Origin of the sequence: Microterricola viridarii (assembly GCF_001542775.1) — a bacterium.
GTDB classification, from domain to species: domain Bacteria; phylum Actinomycetota; class Actinomycetes; order Actinomycetales; family Microbacteriaceae; genus Microterricola; species Microterricola viridarii_A.
In genome coordinates this window covers 2,977,824-2,998,407 of sequence record NZ_CP014145.1, presented here as the reverse complement: position 1 = coordinate 2,998,407, position 20,584 = coordinate 2,977,824, and the positions used below count along the sequence as shown (strand labels likewise).

General features: G+C 69.5%; 22 protein-coding genes and 2 tRNA genes. 16 read left to right on the top strand and 8 right to left on the bottom strand.

What is annotated here, in order from left to right; genetic code table 11:
- Positions 1–81: 81 nt before the first annotated feature.
- Positions 82–1,707, bottom strand: a complete 1,626-nt coding sequence (gene pgm, locus AWU67_RS13750; protein WP_067230201.1) for a phosphoglucomutase (alpha-D-glucose-1,6-bisphosphate-dependent) — start codon at positions 1,705–1,707, stop codon at positions 82–84.
- 59 nt (positions 1,708–1,766) lie between these two features.
- Here pgm and pheA point away from each other — a divergent pair, with 59 nt between their 5' ends.
- Positions 1,767–2,717, top strand: coding sequence for a prephenate dehydratase (gene pheA / locus AWU67_RS13745; RefSeq protein WP_067230198.1), 951 nt, complete (start codon positions 1,767–1,769; stop codon positions 2,715–2,717).
- A gap of 21 nt (positions 2,718–2,738) precedes the next feature.
- On the opposite strand, the gene AWU67_RS13740 is transcribed toward pheA, so the two are convergent.
- Entirely contained in the window at positions 2,739–3,758 is a 1,020-nt protein-coding gene (locus AWU67_RS13740) for a diacylglycerol/lipid kinase family protein (RefSeq protein WP_160329765.1), read from the bottom strand.
- A gap of 98 nt (positions 3,759–3,856) precedes the next feature.
- Here AWU67_RS13740 and serS point away from each other — a divergent pair, with 98 nt between their 5' ends.
- From serS to AWU67_RS13695, 9 genes are all read left to right on the top strand, one after another.
- The gene (serS, locus tag AWU67_RS13735) at positions 3,857–5,125 is read left to right on the top strand and encodes a serine--tRNA ligase (protein ID WP_067230194.1); all 1,269 of its coding nucleotides are present in this window, start codon (positions 3,857–3,859) and stop codon (positions 5,123–5,125) included.
- Entirely contained in the window at positions 5,122–5,934 is an 813-nt protein-coding gene (locus tag AWU67_RS13730; RefSeq protein WP_067230190.1) for an HAD family hydrolase, read from the top strand. The genes serS and AWU67_RS13730 overlap by 4 nt, the downstream gene beginning before the upstream one ends.
- Before the next feature lie 185 nt (positions 5,935–6,119).
- Positions 6,120–6,204, top strand: a tRNA-Ser gene (locus AWU67_RS13725).
- Between the two features lie 36 nt (positions 6,205–6,240).
- Complete coding sequence (locus AWU67_RS13720) at positions 6,241–7,512, top strand: LCP family protein (protein ID WP_234407263.1); 1,272 nt, start codon at positions 6,241–6,243, stop codon at positions 7,510–7,512.
- Between the two features lie 82 nt (positions 7,513–7,594).
- Positions 7,595–7,685: transfer RNA gene (locus AWU67_RS13715), tRNA-Ser, on the top strand.
- A gap of 169 nt (positions 7,686–7,854) precedes the next feature.
- Positions 7,855–8,604, top strand: a complete 750-nt coding sequence (locus AWU67_RS13710) for a phosphatase PAP2 family protein (protein ID WP_082717007.1) — start codon at positions 7,855–7,857, stop codon at positions 8,602–8,604.
- 203 nt (positions 8,605–8,807) lie between these two features.
- Positions 8,808–9,983, top strand: a complete 1,176-nt coding sequence (locus tag AWU67_RS13705; protein WP_067230181.1) for an acyl-CoA dehydrogenase family protein — start codon at positions 8,808–8,810, stop codon at positions 9,981–9,983.
- A complete protein-coding gene (mmsB, locus tag AWU67_RS13700; protein WP_067230178.1) occupies positions 9,980–10,894 on the top strand; it encodes a 3-hydroxyisobutyrate dehydrogenase in 915 nt (304 codons plus the stop codon). The genes AWU67_RS13705 and mmsB overlap by 4 nt, the downstream gene beginning before the upstream one ends.
- An 11-nt stretch (positions 10,895–10,905) precedes the next feature.
- Positions 10,906–11,682, top strand: coding sequence for an enoyl-CoA hydratase (locus AWU67_RS13695; RefSeq protein WP_067230175.1), 777 nt, complete (start codon positions 10,906–10,908; stop codon positions 11,680–11,682).
- 45 nt (positions 11,683–11,727) lie between these two features.
- On the opposite strand, the gene AWU67_RS13690 is transcribed toward AWU67_RS13695, so the two are convergent.
- Positions 11,728–12,264, bottom strand: coding sequence for a MarR family winged helix-turn-helix transcriptional regulator (locus tag AWU67_RS13690; protein WP_067230171.1), 537 nt, complete (start codon positions 12,262–12,264; stop codon positions 11,728–11,730).
- A gap of 90 nt (positions 12,265–12,354) precedes the next feature.
- Between AWU67_RS13690 and AWU67_RS13685 the strand changes: the two genes are divergently transcribed.
- From AWU67_RS13685 to AWU67_RS13665, 5 genes are all read left to right on the top strand, one after another.
- Complete coding sequence (locus AWU67_RS13685) at positions 12,355–13,128, top strand: electron transfer flavoprotein subunit beta/FixA family protein (RefSeq protein WP_067230168.1); 774 nt, start codon at positions 12,355–12,357, stop codon at positions 13,126–13,128.
- A 10-nt stretch (positions 13,129–13,138) separates the two neighbouring features.
- Entirely contained in the window at positions 13,139–14,125 is a 987-nt protein-coding gene (locus AWU67_RS13680) for an electron transfer flavoprotein subunit alpha/FixB family protein (protein ID WP_067230164.1), read from the top strand.
- Between the two features lie 248 nt (positions 14,126–14,373).
- Positions 14,374–15,231, top strand: coding sequence for a cytochrome b/b6 domain-containing protein (locus tag AWU67_RS13675; protein ID WP_234407262.1), 858 nt, complete (start codon positions 14,374–14,376; stop codon positions 15,229–15,231).
- A 78-nt stretch (positions 15,232–15,309) separates the two neighbouring features.
- On the top strand, positions 15,310–16,488 hold the full coding sequence (locus AWU67_RS13670) for a thiolase family protein (RefSeq protein WP_067230161.1): 1,179 nt from the start codon (positions 15,310–15,312) through the stop codon (positions 16,486–16,488).
- A gap of 31 nt (positions 16,489–16,519) precedes the next feature.
- Entirely contained in the window at positions 16,520–16,948 is a 429-nt protein-coding gene (locus AWU67_RS13665; RefSeq protein WP_082717005.1) for a pyridoxamine 5'-phosphate oxidase family protein, read from the top strand.
- 68 nt (positions 16,949–17,016) lie between these two features.
- Here the strand turns inward: AWU67_RS13665 and AWU67_RS13660 are convergent, their stop codons facing one another.
- Genes AWU67_RS13660 through AWU67_RS13650 form a run of 3 tightly spaced genes read right to left on the bottom strand, consistent with a single transcriptional unit; the run spans position 17,017 to position 18,906 of the window.
- A complete protein-coding gene (locus AWU67_RS13660; RefSeq protein WP_067232807.1) occupies positions 17,017–17,994 on the bottom strand; it encodes a zinc-binding dehydrogenase in 978 nt (325 codons plus the stop codon).
- A 19-nt stretch (positions 17,995–18,013) separates the two neighbouring features.
- Positions 18,014–18,436 carry an organic hydroperoxide resistance protein gene (locus AWU67_RS13655; RefSeq protein WP_067230155.1) on the bottom strand — a complete coding sequence of 141 codons (423 nt, stop codon included), beginning with the start codon at positions 18,434–18,436 and terminating at the stop codon, positions 18,014–18,016.
- A 20-nt stretch (positions 18,437–18,456) separates the two neighbouring features.
- Complete coding sequence (locus tag AWU67_RS13650) at positions 18,457–18,906, bottom strand: MarR family winged helix-turn-helix transcriptional regulator (RefSeq protein WP_199922295.1); 450 nt, start codon at positions 18,904–18,906, stop codon at positions 18,457–18,459.
- A 181-nt stretch (positions 18,907–19,087) separates the two neighbouring features.
- Here AWU67_RS13650 and AWU67_RS13645 point away from each other — a divergent pair, with 181 nt between their 5' ends.
- Positions 19,088–19,531 (top strand): acyl-CoA thioesterase, encoded by a 444-nt coding sequence (locus AWU67_RS13645; protein ID WP_082717003.1) that lies wholly within the window; start codon positions 19,088–19,090, stop codon positions 19,529–19,531.
- 8 nt (positions 19,532–19,539) lie between these two features.
- Here the strand turns inward: AWU67_RS13645 and AWU67_RS13640 are convergent, their stop codons facing one another.
- Positions 19,540–19,959, bottom strand: a complete 420-nt coding sequence (locus AWU67_RS13640) for a GNAT family acetyltransferase (protein ID WP_067230149.1) — start codon at positions 19,957–19,959, stop codon at positions 19,540–19,542.
- Between the two features lie 55 nt (positions 19,960–20,014).
- The gene (locus AWU67_RS13635) at positions 20,015–20,521 is read right to left on the bottom strand and encodes a GNAT family N-acetyltransferase (RefSeq protein WP_067230145.1); all 507 of its coding nucleotides are present in this window, start codon (positions 20,519–20,521) and stop codon (positions 20,015–20,017) included.
- Between the last annotated feature and the right edge of the window lie 63 nt (positions 20,522–20,584).

Sequence of the window (20,584 nt, the reverse complement as noted above, 5' to 3'; positions counted from 1 at the left end):
CCGCGGCTACCCGCCGCTGCCCCCACCCGCTGGTCGAGTAGCGAGGAACGAGCGTATCGAGACCGGTCTCGCCCGGAACCCTTACCCGAGGGCGGCGTCGACGATGAGGCGGGCCTCCGCCTGCACCTGGCGCAAGTGGTCCTCGCCGAGGAACGACTCGGCGTAGATCTTGTAGACGTCCTCTGTGCCGCTCGGCCGGGCCGCGAACCAGGCGTTCTCGGTGACGACCTTCACGCCGCCGACCGCCGCGTCGTTGCCGGGCGCCCGCGACAGCTTCGCCGTGATCGGCTCGCCGGCCAGCTCCGTCGCGGAGATCGAGTCGCCGTCGAGCTTGCCGAGCGCCGCCTTCTGCGCGGGGGTCGCCGCGGCATCCACGCGCTCGTAGACCGGGTCGCCGTGCTTGGCGACGAGCCCGGCGTAGAGCTCCGACGGCGACTTGCCGGTGACCGCGCGAATCTCGGCGGCGAGCAGGCAGAGCAGGATGCCGTCCTTGTCGGTGGTCCACACGGTGCCGTCGAAGCGCAGGAACGAGGCCCCGGCGCTCTCCTCACCGCCGAAGCCGACCGAGCCATCGACCAGGCCGGGCACGAACCACTTGAAGCCGACCGGCACCTCCCAGAGACGGCGGCCGAGGGCAGCGGCCACCCGGTCGATCATGCTGGAGGAGACGAGCGTCTTGCCGATCGCGGCATCCGCCCGCCAGCCGGAGCGGTGCGTGTACAGGAAGTCGATGGCGACGGCCAGGAAGTGGTTCGGGTTCATGAGGCCGCCGTCGGGGGTGACGATGCCGTGCCGGTCGGCGTCGGCGTCGTTGCCGGTGAGCACGTCGAAGTCGTCCTGGTGGGCCAGCACCGAGGCCATCGCCGAGGGGCTGGATGGGTCCATCCGGATCTTGCCGTCCCAGTCCAACGTCATGAAGCCCCACTGCGGGTCGACGGTCGGGTTCACCACGGTGAGGTTCAGGCCGTAGTGATCGCGGATCGCGGCCCAGTAGTTGACGGACGCCCCGCCGAGTGGGTCGGCGCCGACGTGGATGCCGCTGCGCTTGATCGCGTCGATGTCGATGATGTTCTCGAGGTCCTCGACGTAGCGGCTGCGGAAGTCGTATTGCTCGACGGCGCTCGGCTCTGCCCGCAGCACCTCGTGCAGGCCGCCGACGATGAGCTCGTTGGCACGGTTCGCGATCCAGCCGGTTGCGTCGGAGTCGGCCGGCCCGCCGTGCGGCGGGTTGTACTTGAAGCCGCCGTCGCTCGGCGGGTTGTGGCTCGGGGTGATGACGATGCCGTCGGCCTCGCCCTCCGCCCGCAGCGCAGCGTCGTTGTTCCAGCGCAGGATGGCGTGCGAGAGGGCGGGCGTCGGCACATAGTCGTCGAACTCGTCGACCAGCACGCGTACCTGGTTGCCGACCAGCACCTCCAGCGCCGTCGTCATGGCCGGGGCGCTCAGGGCGTGCGTGTCGGCGCCGATGAACAGCGGCCCGGTGATGCCCTGCGCGGCCCGGTACTCCACGATCGCCTGCGTCGTGGCGGCGATGTGGTCGTCGTTGAACGACGTCTTCAGTGCGTTGCCGCGGTGGCCGCTGGTGCCGAAGGCCACCCGCTGCTCCGGGATCGCGGCATCCGGTTTCAGGTCGTAATAGGCACGCACCAGCGCCTGCACATCGATGAGGTCGGATGCCTGGGCCGGGGTTCCTGCGCGATCAGTCATGGTTCCAGTCTGGCACCGCACCGGGCCCCCGGCCATGCCTGCGCATTAGGCTGAGAGCCATGCCTGCAGAAGAAACCGAGCCCACAGTGGTCAGTTACAGCTACCTGGGCCCGGCAGGCACGTTTACCGAGGCGGCGCTCAAGCAGGTGCCGGATGCCGCTGGCAAGACCTGGCACGCGGTGAACAACGTGGGAGAGGCGCTCGCCGACGTCGTCTCCGGGCGCAGCACTGCCGCGATGATCGCCATGGAGAACTCGGTCGAAGGTGGCGTCTCCGCCACCCAGGACGCCCTGGCGAAAATGCCCGGCCTCCGCATCATCGGAGAGTACCTGGTGCCTGTGCGCTTCGAGCTGGTCGCCCGGCCCGGCACCGTGCTGGCCGACGTGCGCACCATCAACGCCCACCCGGTCGCCTACGCCCAGTGCGGCAGTTGGCTGAATGCCACGCTGCCCGGCCACGGTCACATCCCGGCCTCCAGCAACGTCGCCGCTGCCGCGACCCTGCTGCACGGCAGCCTCGCGGATGCCGCGATCGCACCGATCGGCATCACCGAGCACTACCCGCTCGAGGTGCTGGCCACCGACATCGGCGACAACAACAACGCGGTCACCCGCTTCGTTCTGGTCAGCCGCAGCCGCGTCATCCCGGCGCCGACCGGGGCAGACAAGACCAGCCTCATCGTCGAACTGCCAGACGACGTCTCCGGCTCGCTGCTCGGCATGCTCGAGCAGTTCTCGACCCGCGGCGTGAATCTCAGCCTGATCGAGTCGCGGCCGATCGGCGACGCGCTCGGTCGCTACCGCTTCATCATCGACGCCGACGGGCACATCAATGACGAGCGGATGGCCGACGCGCTGCTCGGCCTCCGTCGCTTCAGCCCGAACGTGCTCTTCCTCGGCTCCTACCCGCGCGCCGACAAGCAGACGATCGAGTTCACCTCTCGCTACGACGACGCCATCTTCGTCGAGGCGCGGCAGTGGCTGGATGGGCTGCTCGACCCGACGGCGTAGCCGTCGCCGGGCCGCGGGCGGCTAGGACTCCTTCGGCACCCGCATCAGCAGCGCGCCGGCATCCGTGCTGAAGCCGACCGCGGTGACGAAACCGAACTCATCGCCGTCGATCTCGAGCTCCTGCACGCCCTCCTCGATGCGCAGCTCGATGCCGGTGCCGCGCAGGTAGACCATCTCGCTGCGCTTGTCGCCGCCGGTCAGATCGAGGAGCTGCCGGCCCATCACTGTCTTGCGCAGCACGCGGTTCTCCCACGCCACCCGGCGCCAGATCATCAGCCAGCCCCAGGCGTTCTTCGGCTGCAGCACGGCGACGTCGAGCAGTCCGTCGTCTAGCACGGCATCCGGGATCAGCTCGATGTTGCCGGGCAGCACGCCCAGGTTGGCGACCAGCACGGTGGCGACGCGCACCCGGTGGGAGTGTCGGCCCTCCATGCGATAGTGCAGGTGGAAAGGCTTGGACATGGGCAGAATCCGCAGTCCCGCATTGACGTAGGCGAGCCAGCCCACCCGCTTCTTCAGCTCGGGGTCGGTGTTGGAGATCATGGCCGCGTCGATGCCGACACCGCTCATCACCAGCGAGACGTGCCGTTCGGTCTCGGAGCCCGGCCGGGTCACGTCCACCAGAAGGGCATCGATGCGGCGCTCGGCGCCGGCGAAGGCGATCTCCAACGCGAGGGCGACGTCGTTCACGGGGATCTCGAGGTTGCGGGCGAGCAGGTTGCCGGTGCCGGCCGGGACGATGCCCATGGCGGTTCCGGTTCCGCGCAGCCCCTCAGCCACCGAGCGCACGGTGCCGTCGCCGCCCGCGGCGATGACCAGCGGCACCCGCATTGCCACAGCCTTCTCCGCCATGCTGCGGCCCGGGTCGTCGACCTCGGTCTCGAGCCAGACGGATGGCCCCCAGCCGTGATCCTTCTCGGCCTGGCGCACCGCCTTCTTCAGCTCGTCCACACCGCTCTTGCTGGGGTTGTAGACGATCGCCGCACGCGGCTTTGCTGCGGGTACGGGGGCCGCGTCATCCGGGGCACTCTGGGTAGGCACCACTCAAAGCTACGGCATCGGGGCGCGCAAGCCCGGAGTGAACTGCGCGCCCGGCATGGGGCGGTCTCGGTGGGCGAGGCGATTGGTAGACTGACCCGGTGATTGATCCCGTACTGCTGCGCGAAAACCCCGATCTCATCAAGGCATCGCAAGAGGCCCGCGGAGACTCCGTCGAACTCGTCGATGAGGCGCTTGCCGCCGACGCCGAGCGTCGGGCCGCGATCGCGCTGTTCGAGCAGCTGCGCAGCGAGCAGAACGTGTTCAGTAAGAAGGTCGGCCGGGCCGCGCCCGACGAGAAGAAGGCGCTGCTCGCCGAGGTGCAGGAGCTCGCCGCCCGAGTCAAGGCCGCCAGCGCCGCCGCGAGCGAGGCAGAGGCGCGTTTCACCACAGCCATCCGCGCCATCGGCAACCCGATCATCGACGGCGTCCCCGCCGGCGGCGAGGCCAACTTCGTCACGCTGCGCACCCACGGTGACACCCCCACCTTCGACTTCGAGCCGCGCGACCACCTGGAGCTCGGCGAGATGCTCGGCGCCATCGACATGGGGCGCGGCGCCAAGGTCAGCGGTGCCCGCTTCTACTTCCTCAAGGGCATCGGCGCCCGCCTCGAGATCGCGCTGATGAACATGGCGCTGGACCGGGCGCTCGCCGCCGGTTTCACCCCGCTCATCACGCCGACTCTGGTGCGCCCCGAGATCATGGACGGCACCGGGTTCCTCGGCGAGCACTCCGACGAGATCTACTACCTGCCCGCCGACGACCTGTACCTCACCGGCACCAGCGAGGTCGCCCTCGCCGGCTACCACTCCGATGAGATCATCGACGTGCAGGCCGAGCCGCTGCGCTACGCCGGCTGGTCCACCTGCTACCGCCGCGAGGCCGGCTCCGGCGGCAAGGACACCCGCGGCATCATCCGCGTGCACCAGTTCAACAAGCTCGAGATGTTCGCCTACGTGCTGCCGGAGCACGCCGAGGCCGAGCACGACCGCCTCGTCGCCCTGCAGGAGGACATGCTGCAGTCGCTCGGCCTCAGCTACCGCGTCATCGACGTCGCCGCCGGCGATCTCGGCTCCAGCGCGGCCCGCAAGTTCGACATCGAGGCCTGGGTGCCCACCCAGGGCGCGTACCGCGAGCTGACCAGCACCAGCAACTGCACCACGTTCCAGGCGCGCCGCCTCGACATCCGCTACCGCACCGAGTCGGGCAAGACCACCCCGGTCGCCACCCTGAACGGCACGCTGGCCACCACGCGCTGGATCGTCGCGATGCTCGAGACGCACCAGCAGGCCGACGGCTCCGTCGTGGTGCCGGTGGCGCTGCGGCCCTACCTCGGCGGCCTCGAGAAGATCGAACCGATCGCAAAATGAGTCAGGCGCGCTGGCTCGTCGCTCTCGACGTCGACGGAACCGTCCTGCACGAGGACGGGACGCTGACGGATGCCGTGCGCGATGCCGTCGCGGTGACCCAGGCGGCCGGCCACGAGGTCACCCTCTCCACGGGCCGCAGTTGGGAGAGCACCTGGCAGGTGATCGAGCAGCTGGGCATCACGCCGGAGTACGTGGTGTGTGCCAACGGCGCGCTGCTCATGCAGCGCGATGCCGCCGAGCCGCACGGCTACCGCCGGGCGCACGTGGAGACCTTCGACCCGCGGCCCGTGCTCGACCGCATCCGGGACCACCTGCCCGAGGGCCGGTTCATGGTCGAGGATGCAGACGGCTTCCGCCTGTACACCGACGGCATGCTGGACTGGAACCTCGAGAAGGCGCGCAAGGTCGACTTTGAGGAGCTGAGCGGCGCCCCCGCGACGCGCGTCGTCGTGCTCTCGCCCGACCACGACCTCGAGGACTTCCTCACCGTCGTCGAGCGCATGGGCCTGCACCAGGTGACCTACTCTGTCGGCTGGACGGCCTGGCTCGACATCGCACCGGAGGGCGTGAACAAGGCAACCGCGCTGGAGCGGGCGCGGGACGCGCTCGGCATTCCGCGCTCCCAGGTGCTCGTTGCCGGAGACGGCCGCAACGACATCGACATGTTCGAGTGGGCCACGGCCGAGGGCCGCGCCGTCGCGATGGGTCAGGCGCCGGACGAGGTGCAGGATGCCGCCAGCGAGGTGACCGGCAGCGTCGAGGACGACGGCCTCGCCACCGCGCTGCGGGCATTCGCCGCCGGCGCCTGAGCGCCACTTTCCCCGCTGTGCCGCGCCCAGGCTGCGAATCGGCAGGGTGCTCAGGGCGGCGGAAGCGTTATCCAGCCCGCTCGCAGAAACGGCTGTCATTCTAGAAATCCTGCTTTCGGATAGAATCGGGCGTTGCTCGTTTCTTTCCACGGTCGTTCTCGAACGATCGCGAGGGGCGACGACCAGGAGGGCTGTCCGAGCGGCCGATGGAGCCAGTCTTGAAAACTGGTGATGTGAAAGCATTCGTGGGTTCGAATCCCACGCCCTCCGCACTGCGTGCTTCGGGCACTTTATGAAGGGAAATTAGTGAGCGAAGAGTTGCGCCCCCGCAGCCGTCGGGCGATGAGAACGCCGACGATTGCCCGGCACGGTCGACTGAAGAAGTCGAATCCCTTCGCCACCATCACCCGGTTCCTCGCCGCGACACTCGCCGTGCTCATGGTCAGCGGCGCGTCCGTTGCGGCCATCGCCGCATACGACCTCGCATCCAGCATCAAGCCCAGCATCACGCTGGCCGGCGACGCTGACGGCAAGGGCGCCAAGATCCCGCAGATCGGTGCCTGGGAGGGCGGCGTCAATGTGCTGCTCGTCGGCAGCGACAGCCGCAAGGGCCAAGACCCCATTTTCGGCGGCGAAGACGAGACCGGCGACCTCAACGATGTGACGATGCTGCTGCACATCTCGGCCGACCACTCCAACGCCACCGTCGTGAGCTTCCCGCGCGACACGTTCGTGCCGATCCCGTCGTGCCCGGACCCCAGCGACCCCGAGTCGCCCTTCGCGTCGATGTCGTCGCAGAAGATCAACACGACCCTCACCTACGGCGGGCTGCCGTGCACGGTGCTCACCGTCGAAGAGCTCACCGGCCTGGACATCCCCTACGCCGCAGAGGTGCAGTTCAGCGGCGTGATCGCCATGTCGACCGCCGTCGGCGGCGTGCCCGTCTGTGTCGGTGCGCGCATCGAGGACGAGTACACCGGACTGTTCCTCGACCCGGGCGAGCACATGCTCGAGGGCTGGAACGCACTGCAGTTCCTGCGCACCCGCCACGGTGTCGGCGACGGCAGCGACCTCACCCGCATCAGCAACCAGCAGGTGTTCCTCTCCTCGCTGATGCGCACGGTGAAGAGCGCAGACACGCTCACCAACCCGGCCAAGCTCTACTCGCTGGCCAAGGCCGCGCTCACCAACATCACGCTGTCCGACAACCTGCAGAACGTCGACAACATGGTGGCGATGGCGATGGCCCTCAAGGACATCCCGCTCGACCAGATCAAGTTCGTGCAGTACCCGACGGGTGCTGTCGAAGGCGGCGTGGCACCGGACTACGAGGCTGCCGACGCGCTGTTCGCCGCTCTCGCGGCCGACCAGCCGATCGAGCTCGGTGGCGACACCGGCGGATCGCTGATCGACCCCAACGCTCCTGTGGAGGCGGCTCCGGCCGACCCGAACGCCGCTGTCGACCCGAACGCCCCCGTCGCCCCTGAGAGCTCGGGCCCCGTGGTCCTGGACGGCGTCAAGGGCCAGAGCGCCGGCCAGTACACCTGCTCCGACGGCCGCACGCTCGAGGACCAGTAGCCCCAGATCCCGCGGTGGTCAAAACTGTCCTCAAAAAACGGTTATGATTGTCGTCGTGTGTTCGCCTCGGCAGGCACACAGAGGAACCGTCGCATAGTTCGGCCTAGTGCACCACCCTGCTAAGGTGGAGTACCCTTTACAGGGTACCGTGGGTTCAAATCCCACCGGTTCCGCACTTCACAAAAACCCCCGCCTCTGCGGGGGTTTTTGCGTTTCCGGATGCCGCGCCCGACTCGAAACGGCGCGTGCGCGTGAATCGCCCAGACACCCGATTGAGAATGCTCTCAGGCGCCGGGCCATTACCCCGCCGAACGGTCAGGCTGGGCGACTTACGTTGGTGAGATGAGTTCTGTCTCCCCGGCACCCGCGCGCCACACGATCGAATCTGTGCCAGCGCAGGCCCGCCTCGCCGTGCTGCCGCAGCCGCGCCTCTGGGCGCTCTGGGCGACACTCCTGGCCGTGCTGGTGCTCGTGCTCGGCGCTGTCGTCACCCAGCTCCGCCAGGTCGCACCGGCCGAGCTCACCGTCGATCAGGAGCTCAGCCGCGATCACAACGGCGTCCTGACAGCCCTGGCGCTGGCCGTGGACGCCGCTCTCTCTCCGGTCGGCAACCTGGTCATCCTGGGCGTGCTCTTCCTGTACCTGGTTCTCGTGCGCCGTGCCCCGGTGAATGCGATTGTCGTGACCGCGGTTGCCGGCATCGGCTGGCTGTCCAGTGAGGCGTTCAAACTCGCCATCGCCCGGCCGCGGCTGGACTCGACGCTGCTCGCCGACCCGCTGGTCAGCGAGCAGGGCCACGACAGCTTCCCGAGTGGGCACACGAGCTTCGCCGTCTCGCTGGCGATCGCGCTCTACCTCCTGGCCCGCAACACCCGCTGGGCGAAACTGGCGGCGGTGGGAGGCTCCATCTTCGCCCTGGCCGTTGGCGCCTCCAGGGTCTACCTCGGCGCGCATTACCCGAGCGACGTGCTGGGCGCCTTCCTCGGTCCGCTGGCCGCGATCCTCTTCTTCATCGGGATCTGGAACCTGGTTGGGATGCGCGTGCTCGACCGGCTCCCGTTCCTGACCCGGTTCGGGCCGGTGCCGGGCTGAGTGTAGCCCGCGATTAAGTTGCATTCCCTAGTAATTGCTTTGCAGCCCGAGTAATCTCCGGAGCAAACGCATCGACGCGATGTGCCCTGCAGCACGGGAAGGGATGGCCTCGCAATGACCCACAAACCTCGCCACACCAGCGGAGGGCATCGCGCCCCTCGGAACCGCGACAGCATTCTTGCCCCGACGCCGCGCTGACGCCGATGGACGCGCTCACCGCAGAAGACCGGGCCGCGCTCGTTGAGGCCGTGCGCGAGTTCGCCGCCGCACGGCTCGCGCCGAACGCCTCGACCTGGGACGCCGAGAAAACGTTCCCCGTCGACACACTCCGCGAGGCCGGCGAGCTCGGCCTCGGCGGCATCTACGTCGGCGAGGAGTCGGGCGGGTCGGAGCTCTCGCGTCTGGACGCCGTCGCGATCTTCGAGGAACTCGCCCAGGGCGACACCACCATCGCCGCCTACATCTCGATCCACAACATGGTCGCCTGGATGATCGACGCGTTTGGCGACGAGCAGCAGCGCCTGCAGTGGCTGCCGAAACTGGTGACGATGGAGCACCTGGGCAGCTACTGCCTGACCGAGCCCGGCGCGGGGTCGGATGCCGCGGCCATCACGACATCGGCAGCGCGCGACGGCGACGAGTACGTGCTCAACGGCACGAAGCAGTTCATCTCGGGCGCCGGCTCCTCGGCCGTGTACCTCGTGCTGGCGCGCACCGGCGGGCCGGGGCCCCGCGGCATCAGCGCGATTCTGGTGCCGGCCGGCACCCCGGGCCTGAGCTTCGGCCCCAACGAGAAGAAGATGGGCTGGAACGCGCAGCCGACCCGCCAGGTCATCTTCGACGACGTCCGCGTGCCCGTGGCGAACCGGCTGAGCGCCGAGGGCGACGGCTTCGGAATCGCGATGAAGGGTCTGAACGGCGGGCGCGTCAACATGGGCGCGTGCTCGCTCGGCGGCGCCCAGTGGGCCCTGGACAAGGCGGCGCGCTACGTGCAGGAGCGGGAGGCGTTCGGCGCCCCGCTGGCCGCCAACCAGTCGATCCTGTTCACCCTCGCCGACATGGAGACCGATCTGCAGGCCGCGCGTGCACTGCTGCAACGGGCCGCGGGCAAGATGGATGACGCCGCACCGGACGCGGCGGCGGCCTGCGCCCTGGCCAAGCGGTTCGCCACGGATGCCGGCTTCCGCGTCGCCAACCAGGCGCTGCAGCTGCACGGCGGCTACGGCTACCTGCACGAGTACGGCATCGAGCGAGTCGTGCGCGATCTGCGGGTGCACCAGATCCTCGAGGGCACGAACGAGATCATGCAGCTCATCGTCGGGCGCGAGCTGCTGGCGGATGCCCGAACCGACCAGCAGAGAGCGAAGGCACCCCTATGAGCACCATTGCGTTTCTGGGCCTCGGCCACATGGGCGGCCCGATGGCCGCCAACCTCGTGAAGGCGGGGCAGCGCGTCGTCGGCTTCGACCCGGTGCCCGCGGCCGCCACCGAGGCGAGTGCCGCCGGCATACAGATCGCGGCCGACGCGGTCAGCGCTGTCGCCGATGCGGAGATCGTGATCACCATGTTGCAGACCGGGGCGCAGGTCATCGCCGCGTACGCGGGAGCAGGCGGCGCCCCGGGCCTGCTCGCAGCGGCCCGGCCGGGCACGCTGTTCCTGGACTGCTCGACGATCGCGGTCGATGAGGCCCGGCAGGCCCACGACCTGGCCATCGCCGCCGGTCATCGCGCGGCCGACGCGCCCGTCTCCGGCGGCGTCGTCGGCGCCGAGAACGGCACGCTGGCCTTCATGGTGGGCGCCAGCGACGGCGACTTCGAATCGGCGCGGCCGCTGCTGGAGATCATGGGCCGCCGCGTCGTGCACTGCGGCGAGCCCGGCCTCGGGCAGGCCGCGAAGGTCTGCAACAACATGATCCTCGGCATCACCGAGATCGCTGTCGCCGAGGCGTTCGTGCTGGGGGAACGGCTCGGCCTCAGCCACCAGGCACTCTACGACGTGGCGTCCAACGCGTCGGGGCAGTGCTGGGCGCTGACCACCAATTGCCCGGTGCCCGGCCCGGTGCCAACGAGCCCGGCAAACCACGACTACCGGCCCGGCTTCGCCGGTGCGCTGATGGCGAAAGACCTCGGTCTCGCCGAGCAGGCCATCGCCCTCACCGGCGTCGACGCGCAGTTGGGCCTGCACGCACGCGAGATCTACCGGCAGTTCGCCGAGGGCGACGGGGCCGGGCAAGACTTCTCCGGCATCATCAACACCATCCGCCAGCAGAGCACGGACGCGCAGTCGTGAGGGGAGCCACCGTGACCGAGTACGAGACCATCCTTGTCGAGACGCGGGGACGCGTGGGCTGGATCACGCTGAACCGGCCCGAGGCGCTGAACGCGCTCAACGCGACTCTGGTGCGGGAGGTCGTCGGTGCCAGCACGACCTTCGACCGAGACCCCGGCATCGGTGCGATCGTCATCACCGGATCGGCGAAGGCGTTTGCCGCCGGGGCCGACATCAAGGAGATGGCGGAGCAGGGGTACATCGACATGTACCTGAACGACCCGTTCCGCGGCTGGGCCGAGTTCGAACGGGTGCGGACGCCGCTGATCGCCGCGGTGGCTGGCTTCGCGCTGGGCGGCGGGTGCGAGCTCGCGATGATGTGCGACATCATCCTCGCCGCCGACACCGCGAAGTTCGGCCAGCCCGAGATCAACCTCGGCGTCATCCCCGGCATCGGCGGAACGCAGCGCCTGCCGCGCGCCATCGGCAAGTACAAGGCCGCCGAGCTGGTGCTGACCGGCCGGCTGATGGGCGCTGAGGAGGCCGAGCGCGCCGGGCTCATCTCGCGGATCGTGCCGGCTGCCGAGCTGCTCGACGAGGCGGCGCTGGTCGCCGAGACCATCGCGTCGAAGTCCCTGCCCGTCGTGTACGCGGCGAAGGACGCGCTGCAGGCGGCCCAGGAAACGGGCCTGGCCGAGGGCATCCGCTTCGAGAAGCAGGCGTTCGCGGCCACGTTCGCGCTCGACGACCAGAGCGAGGGGATGGCAGCGTTCCGTGACAAGCGCACCGCACACTTCTCGCACCGATGACCGGGCCCGCATGGCTCGGGGCGGGCCGGCTCAGCCCTGGTCTGCTCAGAGCGGGTCTGGCTGCGGGGCCGGGTCGTCGAAATCGCCGGCGTTGCGCCGGAAGCGGGCCAGGATGCTGACCAGCTGGGTGGTGTCATCCGATGAGAGGCCGGGGGAGGAGAACACCTCGTCGTTCAGGACGAGCGCGGCAGCCGCCGCACGCTCCCGGCCGAGCGGCGTGAGCACCACGAGGGTCGCGCGGCCGTCGTGCGGGTGCGGCTCGCGGCGCACCAGTTCGTCGCTCTCGAGCCGGTTGACGGTGCTCGTCACGCTGGTCGGGTGCACCTGCAGCCGCGCACTCGCGCTCGCCATCGGCATCTTGCCGTCGCGGGTGAAGCTCAGCAGCGTGAGCAGCTCGTATCGCGCGAACGACAGGTTGAACGGTTTCAACGCCGCCTCGACGCGCGCGAGCATGAGCTGCTGGGCGCGCATGACCGACGTGACGGCGGCCATGCCGGGGGCGACATCGCCCCAGCCGTGCGCCGTCCACTGCCGTTTCGCCTCGGCGATCGGGTCTACCGCGAGTCGCTTGGATGCCGCCATGGTGTGTACCTCCAGCGCCCACGCTATCGAAGAGCGGTGCGCACAGACGCGAGGTAGCGTGCCGACACAGAGTTCACGAAGGAGCGAACGATGAGAATCCTGGTGCTGGTGAAAGAAGTGCCCGACACCTACGGCGACCGAAAACTGAGCGTGGAGTCCGGGCTCGCCGACCGTGCCGGTGAGATGGTGCTGGACGAGATCGGCGAGCGTGCGCTCGAGGTGGCGCTGAAACACGCGGATGCGCACGCCGACACCGAGATCACGGTGCTGTCGATGGGGCCGGGCACGGTGCCCACCACCTTGCGCAAGGCGCTCGCAATGGGCGCGACGCGGGCGGTGCACGTGCTCGACGACGCGCTGCTGGGGGCAGACCTGGGCGCGACCGCCGAGGTGCTCGCCGCCGCGATTCGCCGGGTCGGGTTCGACCTCGTCATCACCGGCAACCTCTCGACCGACGGCTCAGGTGGGGTGCTGCCCTCGATGCTCGCCGAGATGCTGGGCGTGCCTGCCGCGACCAACCTCAGCACCGTCGAGATCGGTGACGGCCGGGTGAGCGGGCAGCGCTCGCTCGAGCAGGGCTCGTACGAGGTGTCCGCCCCGCTGCCGGCGATCGTGTCGATCACCGAGCGCCTGCCCGATGCGCGCTTCCCCAGCTTCAAGGGCATCCTGGCCGCCAAGAAGAAGCCATTCGAGACGGTGACGCTCGCCGATCTCGGTGTTGCCGTCGACGACGAGTCCGTTCCGCGGTCGATCGTGATCTCGGTGGCGGAACGGCCGGCGCGCGTCGCCGGTGTGAAGATCGTCGATGAGGGGGATGCCGGCGAGCAGCTCGCCCAGTTCCTCATCGCGCAGAGACTGGCATAGGAGCACCGACATGACGAACTATCCGCACGACGCCGTACTCGTCCTCGTCGAGGTCTCGCCATCCGGCCGGGTGCAGAAGAGCGCCGCCGGCCTGCTCGGCGCGGCCGCCGGTGTCGGCACCCCCGTCGCTCTCGTCGTGGCCGCTCCCGGTCACGGGCAGGCGGCCGCCGAGCAGGCCGCCGCATACGGTGCTGCCTCGGTGTTGGTGACCGAGACGCCGAGCTTCACCACCACGCTGACCACTCCGGCCGTCGACGCGCTGGTCGCGGCAGCCGACCTGGTGCAGCCAGAGCTCGTGCTGATCTCGAACTCGATCGAGGGGCGTGATGTGGCCGGCCGCTACGCAGCCCGCACCCGCTCGGCCCTGGCGATCGATGCCGTGGGGGTCTCGCGCGACGAGGAGGGCGTCGTGGCGTCCCACTCGGTTTACGGCGGGGCCTACCTCGTCGACTCGGCCGCCAGCGCAGGCACGCTCGTGGTGACCGTGCGCCAGGGTGCGATCGATGCGCGCGCGGATGCCGCAGCGCTGAACGCGCAGACACTGGATGTCTCACCGGGCACCGCCCCGGCTGCAACGATCACCTCGATCGACGAGGACGTCGCCCCGTCGGGCCGCCCCGAGCTGCGCGGCGCGGCGAAGGTCGTGTCGGGCGGCCGCGGCCTCGGCTCCGGCGAGCGGTTCGCACTCGTCACCGAGCTGGCCGACGTGCTCGGTGCTGCGGTCGGGGCCTCGCGTGCCGCCGTCGACGCCGGCTTTGTGCCGCAGAGCTACCAGGTCGGCCAGACCGGTGTCTCGGTGTCGCCGGCGCTCTACATTGCGCTCGGCATCTCGGGTGCGATCCAGCACCGGGCCGGAATGCAGACGGCGAAGACGATCGTCGCGATCAACAAAGACGCGGATGCGCCCATCTTCGGCATCGCCGACTTCGGTGTCGTCGGCGACGTCTTCACGGTCGTGCCCCAGCTGGTCGCCGCCCTCAACGCGCGGAAGGCCTGAGCAGGGTGGCGGGGGAGCACCCGACCGGGCAGCCGTCAACGCGCGCGCCGCGCCGGGGGCTACCGCGGCCCGGGGGCGAACCCGCCGAGTCTGCCGCCCCGGTCGCGGCCGGCCCGGCCGCCGCAATTCCTGCGGAGGCCCCTGCGGCGCCCGCGGCATCCGCCCAACCCTCACCCCCCGCACCCCGGCGCACCGGGCGGTTCACTGGGCGGCAGTGGCTCCGAGCGCTCGCCGGGGCCGTCGGCCTGGTGCTGCTCGCCGCCGTGGTCGTGCTCGTCACTCGCTGGTTCGTCTCGTTCGAGGCCGTGCGCGACTTTCTCGTGACCTACCCGGGTGAGACGCCCCTGCCGGAGGGCGCGCCCGTCGGCCTGCCGGCGTGGCTGGCCTGGCAGCACTTCTTCAACATGTTCCTCATCGTGTTGATCATCCGCTCCGGCTGGCAGGTGCGCACGCAGACCCGGCGGCCGGCGATGTGGGTGCGCAACAACACCGCCCCGTTCAAGACGAAGGGCGCGCCCAAGCGGATCACCCTGACGCTGTGGTCGCACTTCGCGTTCGACGCGCTCTGGCTGCTGAACGGCATCATCTTCGTGGTGCTGCTGTTCGCGACCGGGCAGTGGATGCGCGTGGTGCCGACGAGCTGGGACGTGTTCCCGAACGCGGCCTCGGCCGCGCTGCAGTACCTCTCGCTGGACTGGCCCACCGAGAACGGCTGGGTCAACTACAACAGCCTGCAGCTGCTGGCCTACTTCACCACGATCTTCATCGCGGCGCCGCTCGCCGCGCTCACCGGCATCCGCATGTCGGGAGCCTGGCCGGCGAAGGCGACCCGGCTGAACACGCTGTACCCCGTCGAGCTGGCCCGGGCCATCCACTTCCCGGTGATGCTGTACTTCGTGCTGTTCATCTTCGTGCACGTGGTGCTGGTGCTCTCGACCGGGGCTCTGCGCAACCTCAACCACATGTACGGGGGCCAGGATGCCGTCAACTGGACTGGCTTCTGGATCTTCGCCGCCTCACTGATCGTCGTGGTCGGCGGGGTGCTCGCCGCTCGCCCGCTCGTGCTCGCCCCGATTGCCGGGCTCATGGGCAAGGTCGGGCGGTAGCCTCTCAACACCCGGTACCAGGCACCCGGTACCTGGCACCCCGGCACACCGCATCCGCACCGAGCAAGGAGACCACCCATGTCACGCGACAGCATCGTCATCGTCAACGGCGCCCGCACCCCCGTCGGTCGCTACCAGGGCTCGCTGGCCTCGGTGCCTGCTCACCTGCTCGGTGCGGCCGCCGCCCGGGCCGCACTCGAGCGCAGCGGGGTCGCCCCCGAGCAGATCGATGAGGTCGTGATGGGCTGCATCGGCCAGGTCGGGCCGGACGCCTACAACGCGCGCCTCGTCGCGCTCGCGGCGGGGCTGCCGACCAAGACGCCCGCGTTCACGGTGAACCGACTCTGCGGCAGCGGGCTGCAGGCCATCTGGTCGGGCGCCCAGCAGATCGCCTGGGGCTCGGCCGACATGGTGCTCGCCGGCGGCGACGAGTCGATGTCGCGGATGCCGTTCCTCGACTTCGAGTCCCGCGGCAACGCGCGGCTCGGCAACCGCACACTGGTCGACGGCACGATCGGCATGCTGACCGACCCGTTCAGCAACAAGCACATGGGCGTGACGGCCGAGCGGGTGGCTGAACGCTATAACGTCTCCCGTCAGGAGCAGGACGAGTTCGCCCTCGAGAGCCAGCGCCGCGCCGGCACCGCCGCGGCGCAGGCCGCCTTCGCCGAAGAGATCACTGCCGTGCAGACCATCGGCCGCAACCCGGTCACGGTCGACACCGACGAGCACCCGCGCCCGGGCACCACGATCGAGGACCTCGCCGCGCTGCGCCCCGCCTTCGAGGCCGGCGGCAGCGCGACAGCCGGCAACTCCTCCGGCGTGAACGACGGCGCCGCGGCCGTGGTGCTCGCCACGGCGACGACGGCACTGGAACAGGGGCTGGGCGCCCTCGCGACGATCGAGCACGTCGCGACCGCCGCCCTCGAGCCCGAGATCATGGGCTACGCCCCGGTGCTCGCGCTGCAGAAGCTGTTCGAGCGCTCGGGCCTGACGCCGGCCGACATCGACGTCGTGGAGCTCAACGAGGCGTTCGCCTCCCAGGCCGTCGCCGTCATCCGCGATGCCGGCCTCGACCCGGCAAAGACGAACCCCTACGGTGGGGCGATCGCGCTGGGCCACCCGGTCGGTGCAACCGGCGCGATCCTCACGCTGCGCGCCGCGATGGACCTGCAGCGCCGCGACCTGGAGTACGCGGTCGTCACGATGTGCATCGGCGGCGGCCAGGCGTTGGCGGCGCTGCTGCGCCGCGTCTGAGGTCTCCCGCCTGCGGCGCTAGCATGTGGCCATGGATCGGTCGGGGATGGCGGCGTACGTGCGGGGTATCGGCAGCGGAGTCGTCAGCTCGCTGGGGCCGGGCGGTGCCCCGCAGGCCGCCTACCTCGACATCGCGGCGACGGATGACGGCGAGCTGGTCTTCAACGCGCGGGTGGATTCCCGCAAGATCGCGAACATCGCGCGCGACGGCCGGGTCGCGGTCGTGATCGGTGGCGCCGACGGCACGACGCTGCAGTGTGAGGGCAGCGCCGCGCTCGCCGCGGGGGAGGACTTGGCGCGCTGCGCCGCCGCCTACGAAGCGGCGTTCCCCGGGTTCGTGGCCTCCCGCCCCGGCGATGGCGTCATGCTGGTGCGCGTCGCCCTCGATTGGGCGCGCTACCGCGACTACCGCGACCGCGAGCCGGTCTCTGTCGACGTGGATCTCGGCCAGCTGCGATAGCGCCGCGATCCTGACGGACGCCCGCGCGCTCAGCGCGCGGGCGTCCTGCGCTCAGCGCGCGGGAGCGGCTACGGCCGCAGCAGCACCTTGCCCACGCGGCCCGGCTCACCGCTCGCGGCAACGGCCTCACGGATCTGGCCGAACCCAAAGGTCGCCGCGACGGGCAGCGTCAACGTGCCGTCGAGCACGCGACCGATCAGCTCCTGGAACAGCTGGCCCTTCAGCTCGGCGGGCATCTCGCGGCTGACGACGCTGCCCCAGAAACCCTTGACGGTGGCCTGCTTGAAGATGATGTCGCCAGAGGCAAGCTCCAGTTTCGGCGATGCCATTGCGCCGAAGACCACGAGGGTGCCATTAGTGGCCAGCGTGGAGAGCACGTCGCCGGCGGCGCGGCCACCGACGGAGTCGATTCCGACGCGGATGTCGGCGCCGCCGGTGAGGGTGGTGAGCTCATCGCGCCAGCCTTCGGAGTCGGTGGAGATCACCCGCTCGATTCCCTGGGCGCGGAGTTCGGCGACACCCTCGGCACGGCGCACGAGGCCAACCACGTTGATTCCCCGTGCCGCACCGAGCTGGGCGACCATCCGGCCCACCGCGCCGTTCGCGGCATTCTGAATCAGCCAATCGCCCGGCTGCAGGTCGAGGGAGTGCAGGAGGCTGATTGCGCTGAACGGCATCGAGACGAGTTGCGCAGCAGCCTCGTCCGAGAGGGCTTCAGGAACCGGGATGAGCGCCGCTGCGGGGGCCAGGAAGTACTCGGCCCACACGCCGAACGTTCCGCCGGTGGTGACACGCTGGCCGAGGGTGAGGTGCTCGACGCCCTCGCCGAGTGCGTCGACGATGCCGACGGCCTCGGTGCCCGATTGCGCCGGAAGCTCCGGCTTGAATCCGTACGTGCCGCGCACGGTCCACAGGTCGTGGTTGTGAATGGAAGAGAGGAGCGTACGCACGCGCACCTGGCCGGGGCCGGGCTGGGGGAGCGGGCGTTCCTCTACGCTCAGCACGGCGGCGGGGTCGCCGAACTCGGGGTGGATGAGTGCGTTCATGGTGGAGTTGGTCATCTGGTTAGTCCTCCGAGACTGTGATGGTGACGTCGATGTTGCCGCGGGTGGCGTTGGAATACGGGCAGACCTGGTGGGCGGCATCCACCAGCGACTGTGCCTGGGCTGGCTCGATGCCGGGCAGGACGACCTCAAGCAGGACACCGAGCTGGAACCCGCCGGTGTCGGTGGGCCCGATGTGCACCCGGCTGCCGACGGCCGAGTCGCTGAGTGTCACCTTCTGGCTGCGGGCAACGACCTGCAGGGCCGAGTGGAAGCAGGCGGCGTACCCGGCTGCGAAGAGTTGTTCGGGGTTGGTGCCAGCCCCGGAGCCGCCCATCTCCTTCGGGATGGCGAGGTCGAGTTCGAACGACTTGTCGCTCGTCGCCACCTTGCCGTTCCGGCCAGCGCCCGTTGAGAGGGCTTCTGCGGTGTAGAGAATGTTCATGTGTCGCTTTCTCGTCTGGATCAGATGTGTGTGGCGGGGCGCGCGCTCACCGCGCGCATCGTCGCGGTGAGGTGTTGCAGGGTCTCGATGAGATCGGCGGCGGAGCGCTCGTCTGGCAGCCCGGTGCCCGAGGCGATCCGGGCGGGGATGTGCGCGAGCTCGGAACGCAGCTCCAAGCCGCGGGTGCCGACCGTCACGCTCACCACGCGCTCGTCGGCGGTGTGCCGTTCGCGTCGCACGAGTCCGCCCTCCTCCATCCGGCGTAGCAGCGGCGAGAGCGTGCCCGAATCCAGCTGCAGGTGCTCGCCCAGCGAGGACACCGTCTGGTCGCCCTCCAGCCAGAGGGTCACGAGCACGAGGTACTGCGGGTAGGTGAGCCCCCACGGTTCGAGCAGATGGCGGTAGGCCTGCGTTGTCGCACGGGTAGCGGCATAGAGGGAGAAGCACACCATTTCATCGGTCACGGGCATGAATCTATGATTGCACGCAATTGAATTGTGCACAACTTAACGGGCGGATGCCGAAGGCTGCGCCGCGGCGGCTGAGCGCGGCACAAGCGCCGGCGGCGTCACATGGCCGTCATCTGCGGGCAATCCGCTCGAATTCCACGGGCGTACCCTCGAAAGTGTGAACGCACGACGACTCCCCACAATGTCCGACGACGGTATGAACTTCCACACCCGCAAATGGGTGCGCCCCGAGGATCTGAACGCCAACGGCACCCTGTTCGGCGGCAGTCTGCTGCGCTGGATCGACGAGGAAGCGGCGATCTACGCCATCATCCAGCTCGGCAACTTCCGCGTTGTGACCAAGTTCATCTCCGAGATCGAGTTCCAGGCCTCTGCACTGCAGGGTGACCTCATCGAGATGGGGTTGATCGCGACACAGTTCGGCCGCACGTCCATCACCATGCGCGCCGTCGTGCGCAACATGATCACGCGCCGGGTCATCCTCTCCATCGAGAAGCTCGTGTTCGTGAGCCTCGACGACAACGGCCACCCGAAGCCCCACGGCTTCACCCAGATCACGTACAACCGCGACCGCATGCCCACCGAGCACCCGGCCACCGGCGCCATCCGACTCCCGGAACGCTGAGCGGCCGGTCAGTCCTCGATGAGCCGCTTGCCGAGGCTGACGGTGTCATCATTCCGGTAGCCGAGGTGCTCGTAGAAGTCGACGACCCCGGAGTTGGTCGAGCGCACCTGCAGGTTCACCTTGGGGCAGCCGAGCGCGAGCAGCGCCGCCTCCACATGGGCCACGAGCGCCCGCCCGACGCCGAGCCCGCGTGCATCATCGGCTGCCGCCAGGTAGTTCATCCAGCCGCGGTGCCCGTCGTAGCCCGCCATGACCGAGCCGATGACCCGCTCGTCCTCGTCCACGGCGACCACGAAGAGCTCAGGCTGCACGGCGAGCTTGCGGGCGATGTCCTTGTGCGGGTCGTTCCATGGCCGAGTGAGCCCGGCATCCTGCCAGAGCGCGATGACGGCCTCGGTGTCCTCGGGGCGGAAGGGTCTGATCTGCATCACAACAGTCTGGAGCACCGGCCCGGGTGGCGCAGCGACGACGGGCGCAGAGGCGTCAGGAGCGCGGAGCCTGGTCAACGAGCGCCAGGCGGTACGACTGCATCGGGTCGCCACCGAGCGGATGCGGGATCTCCCCGCCGAACGGCTCGAAGCCGGCACGCGTGTACACCTCGATCGCCCGGACGTTGGTCGTGCGCACCTCGAGGGTGAGTGAGCGGAAGCCACTGCGTGTTGCATGTTCCACAGCGTCGGCGAGGAGCGCCCTGCCTACGCCACTGCCGGCACCGCCGGGGTGAACGGCGAGGAAGTGCAGCAGCGCCTCGTTCGGATCGGCGCAGCCGGACTCGACCAGGGCGAAGCCGTTCCGCGGGGCGTCGGCGACCGCGAATCGGATGATCGGGTTCTGGAACGACGTGCGCACCCGTTCGGCCATCGCCTCGGCATCCACGGTGCCGTCGCGCGCCTCGAGGGCGCGCACCCAGATCTCGGCGCAGCGTTCGACGTCATCGGGCACCACTCCCGCGCGAATGCGGATCGCGCCGGGAGCGTGGCCGAGGCTCATCGCCGCCCCACGGCTGGCACACGACGACACACGATCAACCCAGGCATCCTCGTAGAGTAGGGG

What these genes read in the sequence shown, in the direction of transcription:
- pheA (WP_067230198.1), top strand. Translation starts at nt 1,767, where the DNA reads ATGCCTGCAGAAGAAACCGAGCCCACAGTGGTCAGTTACAGCTACCTG.
- AWU67_RS13645 (WP_082717003.1), top strand. Translation starts at nt 19,088, where the DNA reads ATGTCCGACGACGGTATGAACTTCCACACCCGCAAATGGGTGCGCCCC.
- AWU67_RS13635 (WP_067230145.1), bottom strand. Translation starts at nt 20,521, where the DNA reads ATGAGCCTCGGCCACGCTCCCGGCGCGATCCGCATTCGCGCGGGAGTG.
- AWU67_RS13730 (WP_067230190.1), top strand. Translation starts at nt 5,122, where the DNA reads ATGAGTCAGGCGCGCTGGCTCGTCGCTCTCGACGTCGACGGAACCGTC.
- AWU67_RS13655 (WP_067230155.1), bottom strand. Translation starts at nt 18,436, where the DNA reads ATGAACATTCTCTACACCGCAGAAGCCCTCTCAACGGGCGCTGGCCGG.
- AWU67_RS13640 (WP_067230149.1), bottom strand. Translation starts at nt 19,959, where the DNA reads ATGCAGATCAGACCCTTCCGCCCCGAGGACACCGAGGCCGTCATCGCG.
- AWU67_RS13680 (WP_067230164.1), top strand. Translation starts at nt 13,139, where the DNA reads ATGACGAACTATCCGCACGACGCCGTACTCGTCCTCGTCGAGGTCTCG.
- pgm (WP_067230201.1), bottom strand. Translation starts at nt 1,707, where the DNA reads ATGACTGATCGCGCAGGAACCCCGGCCCAGGCATCCGACCTCATCGAT.
- AWU67_RS13685 (WP_067230168.1), top strand. Translation starts at nt 12,355, where the DNA reads ATGAGAATCCTGGTGCTGGTGAAAGAAGTGCCCGACACCTACGGCGAC.
- AWU67_RS13690 (WP_067230171.1), bottom strand. Translation starts at nt 12,264, where the DNA reads ATGGCGGCATCCAAGCGACTCGCGGTAGACCCGATCGCCGAGGCGAAA.
- mmsB (WP_067230178.1), top strand. Translation starts at nt 9,980, where the DNA reads ATGAGCACCATTGCGTTTCTGGGCCTCGGCCACATGGGCGGCCCGATG.
- AWU67_RS13660 (WP_067232807.1), bottom strand. Translation starts at nt 17,994, where the DNA reads ATGAACGCACTCATCCACCCCGAGTTCGGCGACCCCGCCGCCGTGCTG.
- AWU67_RS13650 (WP_199922295.1), bottom strand. Translation starts at nt 18,906, where the DNA reads ATGCCCGTGACCGATGAAATGGTGTGCTTCTCCCTCTATGCCGCTACC.
- AWU67_RS13710 (WP_082717007.1), top strand. Translation starts at nt 7,855, where the DNA reads ATGAGTTCTGTCTCCCCGGCACCCGCGCGCCACACGATCGAATCTGTG.
- AWU67_RS13665 (WP_082717005.1), top strand. Translation starts at nt 16,520, where the DNA reads ATGGATCGGTCGGGGATGGCGGCGTACGTGCGGGGTATCGGCAGCGGA.
- AWU67_RS13670 (WP_067230161.1), top strand. Translation starts at nt 15,310, where the DNA reads ATGTCACGCGACAGCATCGTCATCGTCAACGGCGCCCGCACCCCCGTC.
- AWU67_RS13705 (WP_067230181.1), top strand. Translation starts at nt 8,808, where the DNA reads ATGGACGCGCTCACCGCAGAAGACCGGGCCGCGCTCGTTGAGGCCGTG.